The sequence below is a fragment of the Streptomyces sp. RKAG337 genome, from assembly GCF_023701715.1.
Lineage (GTDB): Bacteria > Actinomycetota > Actinomycetes > Streptomycetales > Streptomycetaceae > Actinacidiphila.
Genome location: NZ_JAJOZA010000001.1, coordinates 6,289,294 through 6,308,119 on the forward strand (window position 1 = coordinate 6,289,294; position 18,826 = coordinate 6,308,119).

The 18,826-nt window shown below is 72.6% G+C and carries 17 protein-coding genes and 1 pseudogene; 14 read left to right on the plus strand and 4 right to left on the minus strand.

Annotated elements, in window-relative coordinates; all coding sequences use genetic code 11:
• Nucleotides 1-92: 92 nt before the first annotated feature.
• On the plus strand, nt 93-1,502 hold the full coding sequence (locus LNW73_RS28010; RefSeq protein ID WP_250974929.1) for a peptidase C39 family protein: 1,410 nt from the start codon (nt 93-95) through the stop codon (nt 1,500-1,502).
• Between the two features lie 79 nt (nt 1,503-1,581).
• Here LNW73_RS28010 and LNW73_RS28015 read toward each other — a convergent pair whose 3' ends face one another.
• Nucleotides 1,582-1,872 (minus strand): hypothetical protein, encoded by a 291-nt coding sequence (locus LNW73_RS28015; RefSeq protein ID WP_250974928.1) that lies wholly within the window; start codon nt 1,870-1,872, stop codon nt 1,582-1,584.
• A gap of 41 nt (nt 1,873-1,913) precedes the next feature.
• Complete coding sequence (locus tag LNW73_RS28020) at nt 1,914-2,666, minus strand: TetR/AcrR family transcriptional regulator (protein ID WP_374118203.1); 753 nt, start codon at nt 2,664-2,666, stop codon at nt 1,914-1,916.
• Nucleotides 2,667-2,767: 101 nt separating this feature from the next.
• Here LNW73_RS28020 and LNW73_RS28025 point away from each other — a divergent pair, with 101 nt between their 5' ends.
• The 6 genes from LNW73_RS28025 to LNW73_RS28050 all read left to right on the plus strand — a co-directional run bounded on the left by LNW73_RS28025 (nt 2,768) and on the right by LNW73_RS28050 (nt 10,315).
• Complete coding sequence (locus tag LNW73_RS28025) at nt 2,768-3,211, plus strand: SRPBCC family protein (protein WP_250991780.1); 444 nt, start codon at nt 2,768-2,770, stop codon at nt 3,209-3,211.
• A 167-nt stretch (nt 3,212-3,378) separates the two neighbouring features.
• Nucleotides 3,379-4,263 carry an amidohydrolase family protein gene (locus LNW73_RS28030; RefSeq protein ID WP_250974925.1) on the plus strand — a complete coding sequence of 295 codons (885 nt, stop codon included), beginning with the start codon at nt 3,379-3,381 and terminating at the stop codon, nt 4,261-4,263.
• Nucleotides 4,264-4,377: 114 nt separating this feature from the next.
• A complete protein-coding gene (locus tag LNW73_RS28035; protein ID WP_250991781.1) occupies nt 4,378-5,619 on the plus strand; it encodes a carbohydrate-binding protein in 1,242 nt (413 codons plus the stop codon).
• Nucleotides 5,620-5,883: 264 nt separating this feature from the next.
• Nucleotides 5,884-6,699: an SAM-dependent methyltransferase gene (locus tag LNW73_RS28040; protein WP_250974923.1), complete on the plus strand. Its 816-nt coding sequence runs from the start codon at nt 5,884-5,886 to the stop codon at nt 6,697-6,699.
• Between the two features lie 83 nt (nt 6,700-6,782).
• The gene (locus LNW73_RS28045) at nt 6,783-8,912 is read left to right on the plus strand and encodes a putative bifunctional diguanylate cyclase/phosphodiesterase (protein WP_250980072.1); all 2,130 of its coding nucleotides are present in this window, start codon (nt 6,783-6,785) and stop codon (nt 8,910-8,912) included.
• A 146-nt stretch (nt 8,913-9,058) separates the two neighbouring features.
• Nucleotides 9,059-10,315, plus strand: a complete 1,257-nt coding sequence (locus LNW73_RS28050) for an SLC13 family permease (RefSeq protein WP_250993059.1) — start codon at nt 9,059-9,061, stop codon at nt 10,313-10,315.
• A gap of 93 nt (nt 10,316-10,408) precedes the next feature.
• On the opposite strand, the pseudogene LNW73_RS28055 reads toward LNW73_RS28050, so the two are convergent.
• Nucleotides 10,409-10,609, minus strand: a pseudogene (locus tag LNW73_RS28055) (MFS transporter); the annotation flags it as partial.
• Between the two features lie 90 nt (nt 10,610-10,699).
• Between LNW73_RS28055 and LNW73_RS28060 the strand changes: the two are divergent.
• Both LNW73_RS28060 and LNW73_RS28065 read left to right on the plus strand, forming a co-directional pair.
• On the plus strand, nt 10,700-10,873 hold the full coding sequence (locus tag LNW73_RS28060) for a hypothetical protein (RefSeq protein ID WP_250991782.1): 174 nt from the start codon (nt 10,700-10,702) through the stop codon (nt 10,871-10,873).
• Between the two features lie 115 nt (nt 10,874-10,988).
• On the plus strand, nt 10,989-12,164 hold the full coding sequence (locus LNW73_RS28065) for an acyl-CoA dehydrogenase family protein (RefSeq protein ID WP_250991783.1): 1,176 nt from the start codon (nt 10,989-10,991) through the stop codon (nt 12,162-12,164).
• Between the two features lie 101 nt (nt 12,165-12,265).
• Here LNW73_RS28065 and LNW73_RS28070 read toward each other — a convergent pair whose 3' ends face one another.
• Complete coding sequence (locus tag LNW73_RS28070; RefSeq protein WP_250974921.1) at nt 12,266-12,697, minus strand: hypothetical protein; 432 nt, start codon at nt 12,695-12,697, stop codon at nt 12,266-12,268.
• A gap of 249 nt (nt 12,698-12,946) precedes the next feature.
• Here LNW73_RS28070 and LNW73_RS28075 point away from each other — a divergent pair, with 249 nt between their 5' ends.
• The 5 genes from LNW73_RS28075 (at nt 12,947) to fxsA (ending at nt 18,809) form a co-directional block, all read left to right on the plus strand.
• Nucleotides 12,947-13,387 carry an Lrp/AsnC family transcriptional regulator gene (locus LNW73_RS28075; RefSeq protein WP_138353046.1) on the plus strand — a complete coding sequence of 147 codons (441 nt, stop codon included), beginning with the start codon at nt 12,947-12,949 and terminating at the stop codon, nt 13,385-13,387.
• Between the two features lie 30 nt (nt 13,388-13,417).
• Entirely contained in the window at nt 13,418-15,046 is a 1,629-nt protein-coding gene (locus LNW73_RS28080; protein WP_250991784.1) for an amidohydrolase, read from the plus strand.
• Nucleotides 15,047-15,621: 575 nt separating this feature from the next.
• Nucleotides 15,622-17,322, plus strand: a complete 1,701-nt coding sequence (gene lnt, locus LNW73_RS28085) for an apolipoprotein N-acyltransferase (protein ID WP_374118204.1) — start codon at nt 15,622-15,624, stop codon at nt 17,320-17,322.
• Nucleotides 17,319-18,110: a polyprenol monophosphomannose synthase gene (locus tag LNW73_RS28090; RefSeq protein ID WP_250974919.1), complete on the plus strand. Its 792-nt coding sequence runs from the start codon at nt 17,319-17,321 to the stop codon at nt 18,108-18,110. Before lnt ends, LNW73_RS28090 begins: the two co-directional genes overlap by 4 nt.
• 105 nt (nt 18,111-18,215) lie before the next feature.
• Nucleotides 18,216-18,809: an FxsA family membrane protein gene (fxsA, locus tag LNW73_RS28095; protein WP_250991785.1), complete on the plus strand. Its 594-nt coding sequence runs from the start codon at nt 18,216-18,218 to the stop codon at nt 18,807-18,809.
• The last annotated feature ends 17 nt before the right edge of the window (nt 18,810-18,826 follow it).

Consider the following 18,826-nt stretch of genomic DNA (forward strand, 5'->3'; position numbering starts at 1 on the left):
GCCGGAGGAGCCGCGATAGTAAGGCGCATCCGCCGCGTGCCCGCCGACACGGCAGGACCGACTCCGTCGTTCACAGCGAGGGGAACACCGCCATGACCAGACCCGCTCCGCGGCGCACCGTCCTGGCCGCCGCGCTCGCCGCGGTGGCCGCCACCGCGGCCGCTCCCGCGACCCGGGCGGCCGCCGCCCCGCGAGCCGCCGGGAGACCGGGAGACGCGGTGGCCGCGGACCGGGGCGCCCCCGCCCACGGCACCCCGGCCGACAGCGCGCCGGTGGACTACACCGGCTGGACCTCGTACACCGACTGGCGGTGCGGCGAACGCGGCGGCACCCGCCCGGTGCCCGGGGTACGGCCCGGCCTGGTCATCGACCGGCCCAGCGGTTCGCTGGACTACACCGACCCGCACACCGGCACCACCTCCACCTGGGACTCCGCCACCTGGACCTCCCCGGTGCACACCCTGCGGCACCCCGCGAGCGAACTGATCTCCTCGTGGAACGCCCGTACCCCGGCCGGCACCTGGCTGCAGGTCGAGCTGCTCGGCACCTACACCGACGGCACCGCCACCCCCGCCTACGTCATGGGCCGCTGGGCCTCCGGCGACGGTGACATCAAGCGCACCTCGGTCGACGACCAGACCGACGGCAGGAGCAGCATCTGGACCGACACCTTCTCCATCGACGACGCGGCGGCCGGACCGCTGCTCGCCTCGTACCGGCTGCGGGTGACCCTCTACCGCAAGCCCGGCAGCCGGCTCACCCCGACGCTCTGGCGGCTGGGCGCGATGGCCTCCACCATCCCCGACCGCTTCACCGTCCCGGCCTCGGTCCCCGGCGCGGGCGCCGGGATCGAACTCCCGGTGCCGCGCTACTCGCAGAACATCCACAAGGGCCAGTACCCGGAGTACGACAACGGCGGCGAGGCCTGGTGCAGCCCGACCTCGTCGGAGATGGTCATCGAGTACTGGGGCCGCAAGCCCTCGGCGGCCGACCTCGCGTGGGTGAACCCGGCCTTCGCCGATCCGCAGGTCGACCACGCGGCCCGCTTCACGTACGACAACCAGTACCAGGGCTGCGGCAACTGGCCGTTCAACGCCGCCTATGCCGCCACCTACCCTGACCTGCAGGGCGTCATCACCCGTCTGCACTCGCTGAACGACGTCGAACGGCTGATCCGCGCCGGCATCCCGGTGATAACGTCCCAGTCCTTCCTCGCCACCGAGCTGGACGGCGCCGGCTACGGCACCTCCGGCCACCTGATGTGCATCGCCGGCTTCACCGCGGAGGGCGACGTGGTGGCCAACGACCCGGCCAGCGCCGGCGACGACGTGGTGCGCAACGTCTACCGGCGGGCGCAGTTCGAGACGATCTGGCTGCGGACCAAGCGCTACAACGCCTCGGGCAACGTCAGCAGCGGGACCGGCGGCGTCTGCTACCTCTACTGGCCGGCCCACCCGAGCCCCGGACAGCGCCGCGCGCTGGCCGCCGTCGGCATCCGCTGATCACGGACGGGTCTCCTCCGGCAGCGCCGGCGGGGGACCCGTCCCGCCGGGTCCCCTCCGATGCGGCCGGCCGCGGTGACTACCTCTCGTGCTCCGATCCGAACGGCACGGGCCCGTTCCCGGTCACTTCGGCACGTCCCGTCTCCGGAAATACCTTGGTGATGACGCACTCTCCCTGCCGCCCGTTGGGCAGCCGCAGGTCCAGCGTCTTGCCGCGCACCGCCCACGGGCTCGGGCCCGCGCCGGTGTGGAGGCTGCCGTGCCAGGCCGAAAGGCGGCCCTTTTCCTGAATCGCGTACAGATCGGCCTCGACCGCGGTTCCGGTCCCGTCGGCGATCACTGTTGCCCAGCCCCGATAGGTGTTTCCCATGGGGCCAGGATCCGCCGCCGGACCCACAATTGCGACCCGACCTAGACGGGGGGAAGGCCGAAGGCGTCGGCCAGGGCGTCCAGGGAGGCCAGGAGCAGCGTCGACGGGCTGTGGCCCATGCCGCTGAACTGGGACGATACTTCGAGACTGACCGATCCGTGCAGCTGGGACCAGGTGAGCACGGCGCCGGCGAGAGCCGTGCCCCTGCCGGCCGCCGAAGCCGCCGAAGCCGCCGACTCCGGCGGGTCCCAGGGCCCGGTGTGCTCCGCGAACCATCCGGCCACCGCGGGATCCCGCTCGGCCCAGGCCTCCATCTGGCCCACCAGCATCTCCATGGCCGGTTTCGGCCGTCCCTGGACGAAGACCTTCATGAAGGGGCCGAGCGCTGCGCGGGCGCGCAGCAGGGTGTCGGGCGGGGCGGTGTAGCCGGGCACCGGGGTAGCCGCGATCAGCAGGTAGCGGTGCGGGTCGGCGACGGCCCAGGCCCGGAACGACCCGGCCAGCGCATGCAGCCGGGCGCGCGGTGACGTGGCCTCGGAGCCGGCCGCGACGGCCTGCTCGATGGCTGTCGCCAGATCGTCGTAGGCGTCACGGATCAGGGCGCTGAGCAGATCGTCGCGGCTCGCGAAGTAGCGGTAGAGGGCCGGCCCCGACATGCCCAGTTCCTTGGCGATGCGGGTGAGCGCGACCCCGTCGGTACCCCCGTCGGCCAGCTGCCGCAGGGCGATCACCTTGATCTCGTTGCGCGTCTGCTCCCGGAACCGGGCCCGTGGGCCCTCGGCTGCCGCCATCACGAAGTGTTTCCTCTCCTGGGGTTGCGTGACCCATCTTAGCAACTGTTATAGTGTGTAACTAAAGCGATTGACCATAACAACCGGAAGAAGTGAAGGACATCATGGACATCGATCACGCGGCCCCGGCCATCGCCGACCTCACCGTCACCATCGACGCCCCGCTGGAGACGATCTGGCGGCTGCACACCGACATCGGCTCCTGGCCGCGCTGGAACCCCGGCATCACCAGCGCCCGCCTGACCACCGAACTGGAGGTGGGAGGGGTCTTCGAGTGGCAGACCGCCGGCCTCACGATCACCTCCACCATCGGCGAGCTCACCCCGATGGGCCGCATCGCCTGGGGCGGCCCGGCCCACGGCATCATCGGCATCCACGTCTGGACGTTCGAGCCGGGCGCCGGCGGCGTCGTGGTGCGGACCCGGGAGTCCTGGGACGGCGAACCCGTCCGGGCCGATCCCGACGGGATGCGGGCCGGGCTCACGGCCTCGCTCGTCGACTGGCTCGACGCCCTGAAGTCGGCGGCCGAAGGCGGAACGCCCGCCTGAACCCGGCGGTCGAAGCCGGAACGCCCGCCTGAACCCAAGCGGCGTGGCGGGCCGGTGGCCTCCCCCGGGCGGCCCGCCACCGGCCCGGGCCGCTCTGCGATCATGTCCCCGACGGACCCTGGGACCGGACGGGCCAGGACCGTACGGAACGGGCGGAGGGCCCCCGCATGGTGGAGACAGGCGCGGACGACGCACGGGTGACCGCGTTCTGGCGCGGGCTGGGGCTGCCGGGGCTGATCGATGTGCACACGCACTTCATGCCGGAACGCGTACTGGACAAGGTGTGGGCGTACTTCGACGCCGCCGGGCCGCTCGTCGGCCGCCGCTGGCCCATCACCTACCGCCACCAGGAGGACGAACGGCTCGCGGTGCTGCGCGGGTTCGGCGTCCGGGCGTTCACATCGATGGTCTACCCGCACAAGCCGGGAATGGCCGGCTGGCTGAACAGCTGGGCGGCGGACTTCGCCGCCCGGACGCCGGACTGTCTGAGCACCGCCACCTTCTTCCCGGAGGAGGGCGCCGCGGACTATGTGCGCGCGGCCGTCGAGGGCGGCGCCCGGGTCTTCAAGTCGCATGTCCAGGTGGGGGCCTACGACCCCAACGACGCCTGGCTGGAGCCGGTCTGGGGGCTGCTGGCCGAGGCGGGCATCCCGGTGGTGACCCACTGCGGGTCCGGGCCGGTGCCCGGCAAGTTCACCGGCCCCGGCCCGATGGCCCGGGTGCTGGCCCGGCATCCCCGGCTGCGGCTGGTCGTCGCGCACATGGGGATGCCCGACTACACCGCCTTCCTGGACCTGGCGGAACGCCACCCCGGGGTCCTGCTGGACACGACGATGGCGTTCACCGACTTCTCCGAGGAGTCCGCCCCGCTGCCACGAGCGGAGCTCCCGCGGCTCGCGGACCTCGGCGACCGGATCCTGTGGGGGAGCGACTTCCCCAACATCCCGTACTCCTACGCCCATGGCCTGGAGTCGCTCGAACGACTCGGCCTCGGAGACGCCTGGCTGCGCGCCGTGTGCCACGACAACGCGTCGATCGTCTTCGGAATCTGACGGCACGCCAGGTCGCAGGCCTCTAGTGGTTTAGTCCTAGGTCTAGTCCAAAGCCTTGACGAGTTCGCGTCACAGCTGGATTCTGGCTGCGTTTCCCCCCACAGGAGGTACGACGTGAAGCGCCTCAAAGCACTCTGTTCCGGGGTGGCGGCAGCCACCCTCGCGGCGGCCGGCCTCGCCGCAGCCGCCACGCTCGGCACGGGCCAGGCGTCCGGTGCCGAGACGTCGGCGGCCGCCCTGGGCAACAACTGGTACGCGGCGGCGCCGTATCTGATGCCCCGCGACAACAATCCCCCCGACGCCGGGGCGATCATGGACGCCACCGGGCTCAAGGCGTTCCAGCTCGCGTTCATCCTCGCCCCCAACGGCGGCGGCTGCGACCCGACCTGGGACGGCACCGCCGCTGTCTCCTCCGACACCGCGGTCGCCTCGGTGATCAGCGGGATCCGCGCCAAGGGCGGTGACGTCTCCGTCTCCATCGGCGGCTACGGCGGCACCAAGCTCGGCCAGGCCTGCTCCACCTCGGCGGCGACCGCCGCCGCGTACCAGCAGGTCATCACCAAGTACCAGCTGAAGGCGATCGACTTCGACCTCGAGGAACCGGAGTACGAGAACGCCACCGCGATCTCCCACGAGATCGGCGCCGCGAAGATCCTCCAGCAGAACAACCCCGGCCTCTACGTCTCGGTGACCACGGCCGGCACCGCCGACGGCACCGGCTGGTTCGGCAAGCAGATGCTGAACGAGGCCAAGGCCCAGGGCTTCACGCCCAACAATTTCTCGATCATGCCGTTCGACGGCGGCTTCAACGGGGCGGCGGCGCAGACCAGCGCACTCACCAACTTCAACTCGATCCTGCAGACGACGTTCGGCTGGAACGCCGCCACGGCCTACGCCCACGAGGGCTTCTCCGGAATGAACGGCCGCAGCGACACCGGCGAGTACTTCCGCCAGGCGGATTTCCAGACGGTGCTGGACTACGCGACCGGTCACGGAATGGGCCGGTTCACCTTCTGGTCACTCAACCGTGACCGTCAGTGCACCCCGCCGGACAACGGAACCACTTCCGGAGTCTGCAGCAGCGTTGCGCAGACCCCCTGGGAATTCGCCAAGTTCTCGGTGAAGTTCGCCGGCGCGACGCCGCCCACGAACCCTCCGACGACGCCCCCGACCACGCCTCCGACGAACCCGCCCGGCCAGTGCACGGTAGCGGCGTGGAGCAGTACTGCGATATACGTGAACACCAATGAGGTCTCCCACAACGGTCACAAGTGGAAGGCCAAGTGGTGGACTCAGAACGAGGAGCCCGGCACCACCGGCGAATGGGGTGTCTGGGTGGACGAAGGCGCCTGCTGACCTTTCACTGAAGCCCGGTCACGGCATACGCTGCCGGGACAGCTGACATGTGCGGGCCCACCGGCCGTCGGCCGGTGGGCCCGCACATGTGCGCGAATCCGCAGCTGCGCGTTTTGGCAGGTGCATATGCCGGGAGTTCTCGCCGAAAACGGACGGACCATTTCCGGATGATATTCCGCTTCGCCCGGGTGATCGATAGCCTCGGCTCGAGAGCAGGCCGGTATCTTGGTCAGTCCAAGATCATCTGATGAGCTGGAGACCGTGATGGAGCGTCCCGCCTGGGCACCCCAGGGTATTGACCTGTCGGTGCCGAGTGTGTCGCGTATCTACGACTACTACCTCGGTGGCTCGCACAACTTCGAGGTGGACCGCGAGGCCGCCCGCCAGGCCATGGAGATCTTTCCCGGGCTCCCCAAGATCATGCAGGCCAACCGCGCGTTCATGCGCCGGGCGGTCCGCTACGCCGTCGACCAGGGCATCACCCAGTTCCTGGACATCGGCTCCGGCATACCCACCTTCGGCAACGTGCACGAGGTCGCCCAGGCCGCCAGCCCCGGCGCCCGGGTGCTCTACGTCGACAGCGACCCGGTGGCCGTGGCGCACAGCCGGGCGGTGCTCGACGGCAACCCGACGGCCCGGATCGCCGCCGCCGACCTGCGCACCCCCAAGAACATCCTGACCAGCCCCGAGGCCACCGAACTGCTCGACTTCGACCGGCCGGTGGCGCTGCTGCTCGTCGCCGTCCTCCACTTCCTGGCGGACGAGGACGACCCGGCCGCCGCGGTGGCCGAGCTGCGGGACGCGCTCGCCCCCGGCAGCCTGCTGGTACTCACCCACGCCTCGACCGAGGGCGGCCCCATCTCGCCCGAGCAGGGCGGCGGCGTCCAGGGCGTCTACCGCAAGGCCAGCTCCCCGCTGATCATGCGGACGCGCTCCGAGGTGGCCGCGTTCTTCGAGGGCTTCGAGCTCATCGAACCCGGTCTGGTCTCGATGCCCGACTGGCATCCGGACACCCCGGCAGGTCACGAAGAGGACCCCGCGGCCTTCGTCGGCTTCGCCGGCGTGGGGCTCAAGGCGTGACCTCACAGCCGGCAGGGACCGGTGCCTCCGGCCTGCACCTGGCCGGAGGCACCGGGCAGGACGCCACCACCGGGGACACCGGGCTGGACGCACGGGCCGACGGCCTGCGGCGGTTCGCCACCATCTGGAGCCGTGCGATCTACCCGGCGACCGCGACGTCGATGACGCGCGCCGAGTTCGAGGAGTACCTGCTCCCGCTGGCCCGCGGCCTCGACGAGGCGCTGCGGGCCACCCCGTTCGACCCGCGCCCGGCCTTCGAGGTCGGATCCGCGCTGGTCGCCGCGCACTGCACCGACCCCGAGGTGCTGCCCAGCATCCTGCGGGTGGTCGACGCGTACCTGGTGCTCTACTGCCCGCCGGAGGAACTGCCGGCCGACGAGAGCCGGTCCCGCTGCGCCCGGCTGCAGCACGCCATCGCGGCCGGGTTCGCCCGCGCGCTGGTCGAACGCACCCGCTACGAGCAGGAGGCCATCTCCCGGGCGGCGATCGCCGCCCGCGCGGAGGCCGAGACCGCGCTCCAGGCCAGCGAGGCCCGCTTCCGCGCGGTCTTCGAGGGCGCCGCGGTCGGCATCGGGATCGCCGGCCTCGACGGCCGGATCCTGGAGCTCAACGGCGCGCTGACCCAGATGTTCGGCGGCGAGCACCACGTCCGCAACCGGAACGTCAGCGACTTCGTGCACCCGGACGACGGCGCCGACGTCTGGGGGCTGTACGGGGAACTGGTCCGCGGCGAGCGCGACGAGTACCGCATCACCAAGCCGTACTACCGCCCCGACGGCACCGCGCTGTGGACCAACCTGTCCGTGTCGCTGCTCAGGGACTCCTCCGGCGTTCCGCAGTACCAGCTGGCGCTCATGGAGGACATCACCGAGGCCCGGCTGCTGACCGAGCGGCTGCGCCACGAGGCGACCCACGACACCCTCACCGGACTCCCGAACCGGGCGCTGTTCTTCGAACGGCTGGAACAGGCCCTGTCGCCCGGGACCGGCACCGAACGCCTCGGCCTGTGCTACCTCGACCTCGACGGCTTCAAGGCGGTCAACGACAGCCTCGGCCACGCGGTCGGGGACCGGCTGCTGGTCGCGGTCGCCGAGCGGCTGCAGGCCTGTGTGACCGCCCCGGACCAGCTGGTCGCGCGCATCGGCGGCGACGAGTTCGCCGCCCTGATCGTCGATCCCGCCACCCAGGGCGAGGTCACCGACTTGGCCGACCGGATCCTGGCCGCCCTGTCCACCACGGTCCGCCTCGACGGCCGTGAACTGCCGGTCCACGGCAGCATCGGCATCGTCGAGGGCCCCACCGGCACCCGCGGTGCGGCCGACGTGCTGCGCAGCGCCGACATCACGATGTACCGGGCCAAGGCCGCCGGCGGCAACCGCTACGAGGTCGCCGACCCGGACTCCGACGCCCGCGCGATCACCCGGCACGGCCTGACGAACCGGCTGCCGACCGCCCTGGAACGCGGCGAGTTCTTCATCGAGTACCAGCCCCTCATCCGGCTGGCCGACGGCAGCGTCCAGGGCGCGGAGGCCCTGGTCAGATGGTGCCACCCGCTGCACGGCGTGCTCGGGCCCGACCAGTTCATACCGCTGGCGGAGAGCACCGGGCAGATCGTCCCGCTCGGCCGCTGGGTGCTGCAGGAGTCCGCCCGGCAGGCGCGCGAATGGCAGCGCCGGAGCGCCGACGGCCTTCCGGTCCGCGTCAACGTCAACCTGTCCCCGTGCCAGCTCTACCACCCGGGGCTCGTCGACGAGGTCGCCGCCGTGCTGGAGGAGACCGGGCTGGATCCCACCGCCCTGTGCCTGGAAGTCACCGAGAGCGCCCTGATCGGCGCCGACGAGGACGCCCTCAAGCCGCTGCGCCGGCTGGTCGACCTGGGGGTGGACATAGCGCTCGACGACTTCGGCACCGGCTACTCCAACCTGTCGTCGCTGCGCTGGCTGCCGATCAGCAACCTCAAGCTCGACCGGGCCTTCACCCGGGGCATCCGGCAGCACCCGGCCGACCCCGTCGACCTCAAGATCGTCGAGGGGATCGTCTCCCTCGCGCACACGCTCGGCCTCACCGTGACCGTCGAAGGGGTGGAGACCCGCACCCAGGCGGAGCATCTGGGACTGCTCGGCTGCGACACCGCCCAGGGCTGGTACTACGCCCGGCCGGGGCCGCCGGACCATCTCCACACCCTGACGCTGGCCGACGCGATGAGCGCCTGACGGCGGCCGCGAGAACGTCACGGAGGACTCACCGGTCCCGGGCCGTGTCGGCGGCGTGGTGCATGCTGGCTCCTGACCACGCCATGTGCGCGCCCGCTGCCTGCGGCTTCGCCATGTGACCGCCGTAAGTTCCCTGGAGACCGACCCTGAGCAGCACCGTCGCCGAGATCCTGTCCGTCGTCCTGCTGTTGCTGGTCCTCGGGTTCGCGGTGGCCCGCCCGCGCGGCTGGCCTGAGGCGGCCGCGGCGGTGCCGGCCGCGGTGCTGGTGACCGCGACCGGCGCGGTGCCGTGGCAGGACGCCTGGTCACAGACCAGGGAACTGCTGCCGGTCGTCGGCTTCCTCGCCGCCGTGCTGGTGCTCGCGGAACTCTGCGCCGACGCGGGGCTGTTCACCGCGGCCGGGGACGCGATGGCCCGCGCCTGCCGGGGCGAGCCCGGCCGGCTGCTGGCCGGGGTGTTCGCGGTGGCCTCGCTGATCACCGCGGTGCTCAGCCTGGACGCGACGGTGGTGCTGCTGACCCCGGTGGTCATCGTGACCGCCGCCCGCGCCGGCACCCGGTCCCGGCCGCATGTCTACGCGTGCGCCCATCTGGCGAACTCGGCGTCGCTGCTGCTGCCGGTCTCCAACCTGACCAATCTGCTGGCCTTCGCCGCGGCCGGGCTCTCCTTCACCCGCTTCGCGGCGGTGATGGCGCTGCCGTGGCTGGTGGCGATCGGCCTGGAGTACCTGGTCTTCCGCCGCTTCTTCGCCGCCGATCTGGCCGCCCCGGCGCGCGCCGCGGAACCGGTGCCACGGCCCGCGCTCCCGGTGTTCACCCTCGTCGTCGTGGCCCTGACCCTCGCGGGCTTCGCCGTCACGTCGCTGGCCGGGGTGAACCCCGCCTGGGCGGCGCTGGCCGGCGCGCTGGTGCTCGGGGTGCGGGCGCTGCGCCGCGGACGGACGACCGTGCGCGGCCTGGCGAGCGCCGCGAACCCGCTGTTCTGCCTGTTCGTGCTGGCACTGGGCATCGTCGTCAAGGCGGTGGTCGACAACGGCCTGGCCGACGCCGCGGACCGGGTGCTGCCGGACGGCGCGGGACTGCCCCAGCTGCTGGCGGTGGCGGCGTTCGCCGCCGTGCTGGCCAACCTGATCAACAACCTGCCGGCGGTGCTGGCCCTGCTGCCGCTCGTCGCGACGGCCGGCCCCGGCCCCGTGCTCGCCGTCCTGATCGGCGTGAACCTCGGCCCGAACCTCACCTACGCCGGCTCGCTGGCCACTCTGCTGTGGCGCCGGATCCTCAGCGACCACGGCAAGGATCCGGAGCTGGGCGTCTTCACCCGCCTCGGCCTGCTGACGGTCCCTCTGACGCTGGTGGGCGCCACGATGGCCCTGTGGGCCATGCTGCGGCTGACGGGCACCTGACGGGGCCTCACAGCCGTCCGGCGGGACTCCTGGGGCGGCCCCTGGGACGGACGGCCCCTGAGACGGATCCTGGGACGGCTCCTGGGACGCGCCTCAGTCCAGGCCGCCGATGCCGCGCATCCGCCCGGCGGCGTACACACAGCCCGCCGGCGCCAGGTCGGACGGCAGCATGAAGCCGATCGAGTACGAACCCTTGCCGCTGCAGATGGCACCCATGACCAGCGGCGGCACGAAGCCGCCGAGCCCGCCGACGATGCCCGTCACGCTGCCCACCTGCGGCTGCGGCGTGACCGTCATGGCCGCTCCTCGCGTACGTCCGGACCTGCGGTCCGACCATCGTGCGCGGGCCCGGGCGCCCGCCGCCGCCGGGGAGAGGCCGTACGGATGACGGGCGCATACGCCGCCGCGCCCGCCGTCCACCGCGGCACGGCGTACGACCGGGTGCGCCGGCTGCCGGGCCGCCGCCCCTGGAAGACCCCTGATCTGTACCGGTACCGGGCCTCGCCCCGTGACGCGGGGCGCCCGATCGGGCATACTCCATCGCGCCACAGCCGCTGATCAAGCCGCGCCGAGACCCGGCGGGAGACGATCGGCACCTGGGCATCGCAAGACGTACGGCACCGCCACACCCTGGGCGGTCGCCGCCGCGCCTGACAGGGAGGAGCGCGCCGCCATGCCTCACAACGGCCCGCAGCCGGTAGACCGCCACTTGCCCACCGAGGAGGCCCGAGACCTGCTCGCCCTCACCCGCGAGCTGGCCCAGCGGGAGATCCTGCCCCGGGCTGCCGAGGAGGAGGACACCGGGCACTTCCCGCGGGACACGTTCGCCCTCATCGGCGAGGCGGGGCTGCTCGGCCTCCCGTATCCGGAGGAGTACGGCGGCGGGGGACAGCCCTACGAGGTCTACCTGCAGGTCCTGGAGGAGCTGGCGGCCGCCCGGCTCACCGTCGGCCTCGGAGTGAGTGTCCACACCCTCGCCTGCCACGCGGTGGCGCACTTCGGCACCAAGGAGCAGCGTGCCGAGCACCTGCCCGCCATGCTCGGCGGCGCGCTCCTCGGCGCGTACTGCCTCTCCGAGCCCGCAGCGGGCTCCGACGCCGCGTCCCTGAACACCCGCGCGGTCCTCGACGACGGCGACTGGACCATCGACGGCACCAAGGCGTGGATCACCCACGGCGGTGTCGCCGACTTCTACACGGTGCTGGCCCGCAGCGGTGCCGAGGGCCCGCGCGGCATCACCGCGTTCCTGGTCCCCGCGGACTCACCGGGTCTGACCGCCGCGCAGCCCGAGCGGAAGATGGGCATGAAGGGCTCGCCCACCGCGCAGGTCCACTTCGACGGTGTGACCGTCCCGGACAGCCGGCGGGTCGGCGAGGAGGGCCAGGGCTTCTCCATCGCGCTGTCCGCGCTCGACTCGGGCCGGCTCGGCATCGCGGCCTGTGCCGTCGGGGTCGCCCAGGGCGCCCTCGACGAGGCGCTGGCCTACACGCTGGCCCGCAAGCAGTTCGGCCGTCCGCTGGTGGACTTCCAGGGGCTGCGCTTCATGCTCGCCGACATGGCCACCAAGATCGAGGCCGGCCGGGCGCTCTACCTCGCCGCGGCCCGGCTGCGCGACGCCGGCCGGGACTTCTCGCGGCAGGCGGCCATGGCCAAGCTCTTCTGCACGGACGCCGCGATGCAGGTGACCACCGACGCCGTGCAACTCCTGGGCGGCTACGGCTACACGGTGGACTTCCCCGTCGAGCGCTACATGCGCGAGGCCAAGGTGCTGCAGATCGTCGAGGGCACCAACCAGATCCAGCGCATGGTCATCGCCCGGCACCTCGCCGGACCGGAGAGCAAGCCGTAGTCAGGCGAACGAGCCCTGGTCCCCTGGGCGAGCCGTGACGCCGCGCCGGTGCCGCGCCCCCGGGGACGCGGCACCGGCATCGCGGGCGGTCGCCGCCGGGTTCAGGCCGCGCGCTGGCGCGGCACCCGTACCGGACGGGACTCGGGGCCGTACGCGTGCGAGAACGGCTGGGTGCGCCAGTCGAGTCCGGCCGGCAGCGTCAGCAGGGTGGCGAGATCCTCGCCGGTGTACTCCATGCAGTCCACCTGCTGCGCGTCCCGCAACGCGCGCCCGGAACCGGCACAGACGGTGAGGCCGAACGGATTCCACGGCGTGGGGCACAGCGCGTGCTCCGGCAGCACCTCCTCACCCTCGAACAGCGCGATCGGCCGCGCGCAGTCCGGGCAGTGCACCCGCAGGATGTCGTAGACCTCGTCGTCGAACGCCTCCTCGGCGTCCAGCGCGGCGGCTTCGAGCGCCTGGGCGCGTTCGTCGTCCTCCTCGAGTACGGGCTGCGTACGTTCGCTGCGGCTGGGCCGCACATGGGTGCGCATAGTGGGATCCCCCTTGGATGAACGCCCGTTCGACGGGCCCGCCGGGCACGACGGCCACGGCCATAGCGAGCACTTCCCGCCCGGCGCGCCCGATAACCGTGGCGGCCGCCACCATGGGGTGCATCCGGTGTGGCCTTCATCACATCCGGTGCCGTTCGGGGCGTGCGCGCGCCGGGAGAACGCCCTCCCGCCCCGGCGTGCCCCCTGCCCGCTGTGCCGGAGGCCCTCCGGGGCAGTAAGTTGACCGCCGTGGAGGAGCTGGATCAACAGATCGTGGAACTTCTCGTCGCCGATGGGCGGATGAGCTACACCGACCTGGGCAAGGCCACGGGCCTGTCCACCTCGGCGGTGCACCAGCGGGTGCGCCGGCTGGAGCAGCGCGGGGTGATCCGCGGCTACGCCGCGATCGTCGACGCCGAAGCGGTCGGACTCTCCCTGACGGCGTTCATCTCGATCAAGCCGTTCGACCCGAGTGCGCCGGACGACATCGCGGAGCGCCTCGCCGAGGTACCGGAGATCGAGGCCTGCCACAGCGTCGCGGGGGAGGAGAACTACATCCTCAAGGTCCGCGTCGCGACCCCCGGCGAGCTGGAGCACCTGCTCGCCCGGATCCGCACCCTGGCCGGGGTCTCCACCCGCACCACCGTCGTGCTGTCCACTCCGTACGAGGCCAGGCCCCCGCGCATCTGAGCGCTCCGGGCAGGGGAGAGACTGTCCCTCATGAACGAGCGCACCCCTTCCACCACCGTGCTGCTGCGCGGCGGAACCGTCTACAGCCCCGCCGACCCCTTCGCCACGGCCATGGTCGTGGAGGGCGGCACCGTCGCCTGGGTGGGATCCGAGGGCGCCGCCGACTCCTTCGTGGACGGCGTCGACGAAGTGGTCCACCTCGACGGCGCGCTCGTCACCCCCGCGTTCACCGACGCGCACGTCCACACCACCGCGACCGGACTGGCGCTCACCGGCCTCGACCTCACCTCCGCCGGCTCCCTCGCCGACGCGCTCGCCCGCACCGCCGCGTTCTCCCGCGACCGTCCCGGCGACCGGGTGCTGCTCGGCCACGGCTGGGACGAGTCGCGCTGGCCCGAGCGGCGGACCCCGTCCCGCCAGGAGCTGGACGAGGCGGTCGGCGGCCGGCCGCTCTATCTGACCCGGGTCGACGTGCACTCCGCCGTCGTCACCACCGCGCTGCTCGACCTCGTCCCCGGGGTGCGCGACCTGCCGGGCTACCACCCGGAAGGCCCGCTCACCAGCGACGCGCACCACGCCGTACGCCGCGCCGCGCACGCCGCCGTCACCCCCGCCCAGCGGCTCGCGGTGCAGCGCGCCGCACTGCGGCACGCCGCCTCGCTGGGCATCAGCGCGGTGCACGAGTGCGCCGGCCCCGACATCTCCTCCGAGGACGACCTCACCGGCCTGCTGGCGCTCGCCGCGGCGGAATCCGGTCCCCGGGTCTTCGGGTACTGGGCGGAGGCCGTGAAGGACGCCTCGGGGCTCGACCGGATCCGCGACCTGGGCGCCGTCGGCGCGGGCGGCGACCTGTTCGTCGACGGATCCCTCGGCTCCCGTACCGCCTGCCTGCACGCGCCCTACGCCGACGCCCCGCACGGCGGCGTCTCCTTCATCGACACCGACACCATCGCCGCCCACGTCGCCACCTGCACCGAGGCCGGCGTCCAGGCGGGCTTCCACGCCATCGGGGACGCCGCTGTCTCCTCCGTCGTGGCCGGCGTACGGGCCGCCGCCGAACGCGTCGGCGCCGACCGGATCCGGGCGCTGCGGCACCGGGTCGAGCACGCCGAGATGATGACGCCCGACGCGATCACCGGCTTCGCCGAACTGGGGCTGATCGCCTCGGTGCAGCCGGCCTTCGACGCGGCCTGGGGCGGCGAGGAGGGCATGTACGCGGAGCGGCTCGGCGCCGAACGGGCCCGGACGCTCAACTCCTACGCGGCGATGGTGCGGGCCGGCGTGCCGCTCGTCCTCGGATCCGACAGCCCCGTCACCCCGCTCGACCCGTGGGGCGCCGTGCGCGCCGCCGCGTTCCACCGCACCCCCGGGCACCGCATCTCGGCCCGCGCCGCCTTCAACGCCCACACCCGGGGCGGCTGGCGCGCGGTCGGCCGCGACGACACCGGCGTCCTGATGCCGGGCGCGCCCGCCGACTACGTGCTCTGGCGCGGTGGCGAACTGGTGGTGCAGGCCCCGGACGAGCGGGTCGCCAACTGGTCCACCGACCCGCGTTCGGGCACCCCGGGCCTGCCGGACGTGGCGCCGGACCGTGCCCTTCCGGTCGCGCTGCGTACCGTCGTGTCCGGTCGCACGGTCTACGCACGGCCGAACGAGTGACCCATGGCGGCCACATGCGGCCGAACGGTGTGCCCTCGGCCTGTCGCGCCGACTCGCCGGGCCCCGCACTGACCTGCTGATTTGAAGGATCATCGCAGGTCAAGTGGCTGTTGACAGCCAACGGTCGAGGGCGAGTAGGTTCGGCCGAGTCCACCACAGGACGTCGGACCGGGGACCCTCCGCGAATCCGTCGACCGCCGCTGGGCCATGGGGTGTCGCGCCGCACGTGCACGCCGCCACTGGCAGCCAGGTCCAGCGTCAGCGGCACGGAAAGCGGCTCGCTTCACGGCGAGTGCCGCCGGACGGCAGGTGTGACCCGGGAAGGGCCCGGACGCCCAGTAGACAACGGCCTTGGCGCCGACTCGCAGCCAGCGGGTCCCAGGTCGGCCCGAAGGGCGTTCCGGGCCCGTTCCGTAGCGGGCGCTCCCGCACTGCCACGCCCCCTGCCGTGCCCCCGCGCCGTGCCCGCACGCCCGCGTTCCCGCGCCCGAGCCTTTGCACACCCGCGACCCGCACCGGCGCGAACACGTTGTACCGTCACTGCACCAGCTCACCACCTGCAGGAAGGCCGCGACGTGCGCCCGCGACCCGACACCGCCCCGGCCGTGGATCCAGCCGCAGAACCGGCCGCGGATCCAGCCAAGGACGCGGTCGTGGACCCGGCCGCCGATCCGGACGTGGCCCAGCCCGTGCCCGCGCGGCCCGGCCGGCGCCGCCGTGCCGCGCTGGCCGCCCGCCGCGCCGCCCCGCGCAGCGCCGCCGCCGCGCTCTGCGGACTGGCGCTCGCCGCCGCGTTTCCGCCCTACGACGTGTGGCCGCTGTCGATCGCCGCGGTCGCCGGGCTGTCCGCCCTCACCCGGGGCAGGACCGCCCGGCAGGGCGCCTGGCTCGGCTTCGCCTTCGCGCTGCCGTTCTTCCTGTGGCTGCTGCTGTGGCTGCGGGTCGTCGGCTACGACGCGGTCTTCGGGCTGTCCGTGCTGGAGGCGCTCTTCATCGCCGTGCTCGGGGCCGGCCTGGCGATCACCTCCCGGCTGCCGGGCTGGCCGCTGTGGGGCGGCTGCCTGTGGGTGGCCGAGGAACTGGCCCGGGACCGGCTGCCCTTCGGCGGCTTCCCCTGGGGCCGCCTGGCGTTCGCCAACACCGGCTCGCCCTTCACGCCGCTGGCGGCTCTCGGCGGTGCCCCGCTGGTGACCTTCGCCGTCGCGCTGACCGGCACGCTGCTGGCCGCGGCCGTGCTCGCCGCCCTGCGGCTGCGCGGCGCCGGGACCGCGCGCACCGCCCGGACGCTGCTGCCCGTCGCCGGGACAGCCGCGCTCGCGGCCGCCCTGCTCGCCGCCGGCTACGCGGTACCGGTGCCCACGAACGCCACCGACTTCGTCAAGGTGGCCATCGTGCAGGGCAACGTCCAGCAGCCCGGGATGCACTTCCTCGGCCGGCCGATGCAGATCCTGGACAACCATGTCGCGGCCACCCTCAAGCTGGCGAAGGACATCAAGGAGAAGCGCACGCCCAAGCCGGATCTGGTGATCTGGCCGGAGAACTCCTCCGACCTGGACCCGTTCAGCAACCCGCAGGCGTACGACAAGATCACCGGCGCGGTGCGGGCGGTGGGTGTCCCGGTCCTGGTCGGCGCGCTGGTCGACGGCCCGGACGCCCGGCATGTGCAGAACGAGGGCATCGTCTGGGACCCGGTCTCCGGGCCCGGCGCCTCGTACACCAAGCAGCACCCGGTGCCGTTCGGCGAGTACGTGCCGTTCCGCACCGAGCTCACCAAGGTCATCCACCGGCTCGACCAGATCCCGCGGGACTTCTACCCGGGCAGGAACACCGGGGTGCTCAAGATCGGCCCCGCCACGCTCGGCGACGTCATCTGCTTCGAGGTCGCCTACGACGAGATCGTGCACGACACCGTGAAGGCCGGGGCGCGCGCGATCATCGTCCAGACCAACAACGCGACGTACGGCCGCACCGGACAGCCCGAGCAGCAGCTCGCCATGTCGCGGCTGCGGGCCGTCGAACACGGCCGCGCCATCGTCACCGCCGCGACCAGCGGCATCAGCGCGGTGGTGGCCCCCGACGGCACCATTGAGCAGCGCACGAAGGAATTCACCCAGGATGTCCTGAGTGCCCGGATCCCGCTGCGCGACGAGCTCACCGTGGCCGACCGCGTCGGTACGGTTCCCGAGTGGACTCTCGCTATGGTGGGGATTCTGTCCTGCGCTGTCGCCATCGCGCTCGGCAGGCGCGAAGCCACAAAATCGAAGGGGCAGCAGTGAACGAGGGCGGTGGGGTTTCCCATGACGGAGTCCAGGGGAGGGACTTCGGTCCGCTCGGCACGGTTCTGGTCATCATCCCGACCTACAACGAAGCCGAGAACATCAAGCCGATCGTGGCCCGGGTCCGGTCCTCGGTGCCCGGGGCGCACATCCTGGTCGCCGACGACAACAGCCCCGACGGCACCGGCAAGCTCGCCGACGAACTGGCCTCGGGTGACGATCACGTCCACGTGCTGCACCGGCAGGGCAAGGAAGGCCTCGGCGCCGCCTACCTGGCGGGCTTCCGCTGGGGCATCGACCAGGGCTACGGCGTCCTCGTCGAGATGGACGCCGACGGCTCGCACCAGCCCGAGGAGCTGCCCCGGCTGCTGACCGCCCTCAAGGGCGCGGACCTGGTCCTCGGCTCCCGGTGGATCCCCGGCGGCCGGGTCGTCAACTGGCCCAAGTCCCGCGAGTTCCTCTCGCGCGGCGGCAGCACGTATTCGCGGATCCTGCTGGACGTGCCGATCCGTGATGTCACCGGCGGCTACCGGGCCTTCCGCAAGGAGACCCTGACGGGTCTGGGCATGGACGAGGTGGCCTCGGCCGGCTACTGCTTCCAGGTCGACCTGGCCTGGCGCACGGTCAAGGCCGGCTTCCACGTCGTCGAGGTCCCCATCACCTTCGTGGAGCGCGAGCGCGGCGACAGCAAGATGAGCCGCAACATCGTGGTCGAGGCGCTGTGGCGGGTCACCGCCTGGGGTGTGGGCTCCCGGGCGAGCCGGGTCTTCGGCCGCTCGTCCCGCTGACGGTGGTCGGGTCGGGGTGATCCGGCGAGGTGCGATCCGGTCGGCGTGATCGGCGATGTCCGCCGGTGATCGTGGCTTTATCCGGGCCCAGGCACAATTGACCGTATGACTACCAGCACCCCGCCCCCCGTCCGTCCCCGGCGCTCGCGCGTCCGTACCTTCGCGCCGCTCGTGGTGGCGGCCTGGGCGGTCCTGGAGATCTGGCTGCTGACCGTGGTGGCCTCGGCCACCAGCGGGCTCAGCGTCCTGCTGCTGCTCGTGGCCGGGTTCGTGCTCGGCGCGCTCGCGGTGAAGCGGGCCGGGCGCAGTGCCTGGCGCAGCCTGACGGTCTCCATGCAGCCCGGGGCTACGGGTACCCCCGGCGCACCGGGGATCGCTCCGTCAGGGAGCGAGCCGACCGGGGCGGCGCTGGGCATGCTCGGCGGTCTGCTGCTGATGATCCCGGGCTTCGTCTCCGACGCGGCCGGGCTGCTGTGCCTGTTCCCGCCGACCCGCGCGCTGCTGCGCAAGGCGGCGGACCGCGCCCTCGGGCGCCGCAAGAGCTACGACTCCGGCTCGATCGGTGATCTGTTCCAGCAGGCGCGAGTGGCCAACGAGCAGATCCGGATCCACCGTCCCGACGGCAAGGTCATCCCCGGCGAGGTCATCCAGGGCGAGGTCGTGGACCCGGACCGCAAAAACCCCGGGACAGAGCGCTGATCGGCGCTCCGCCACGG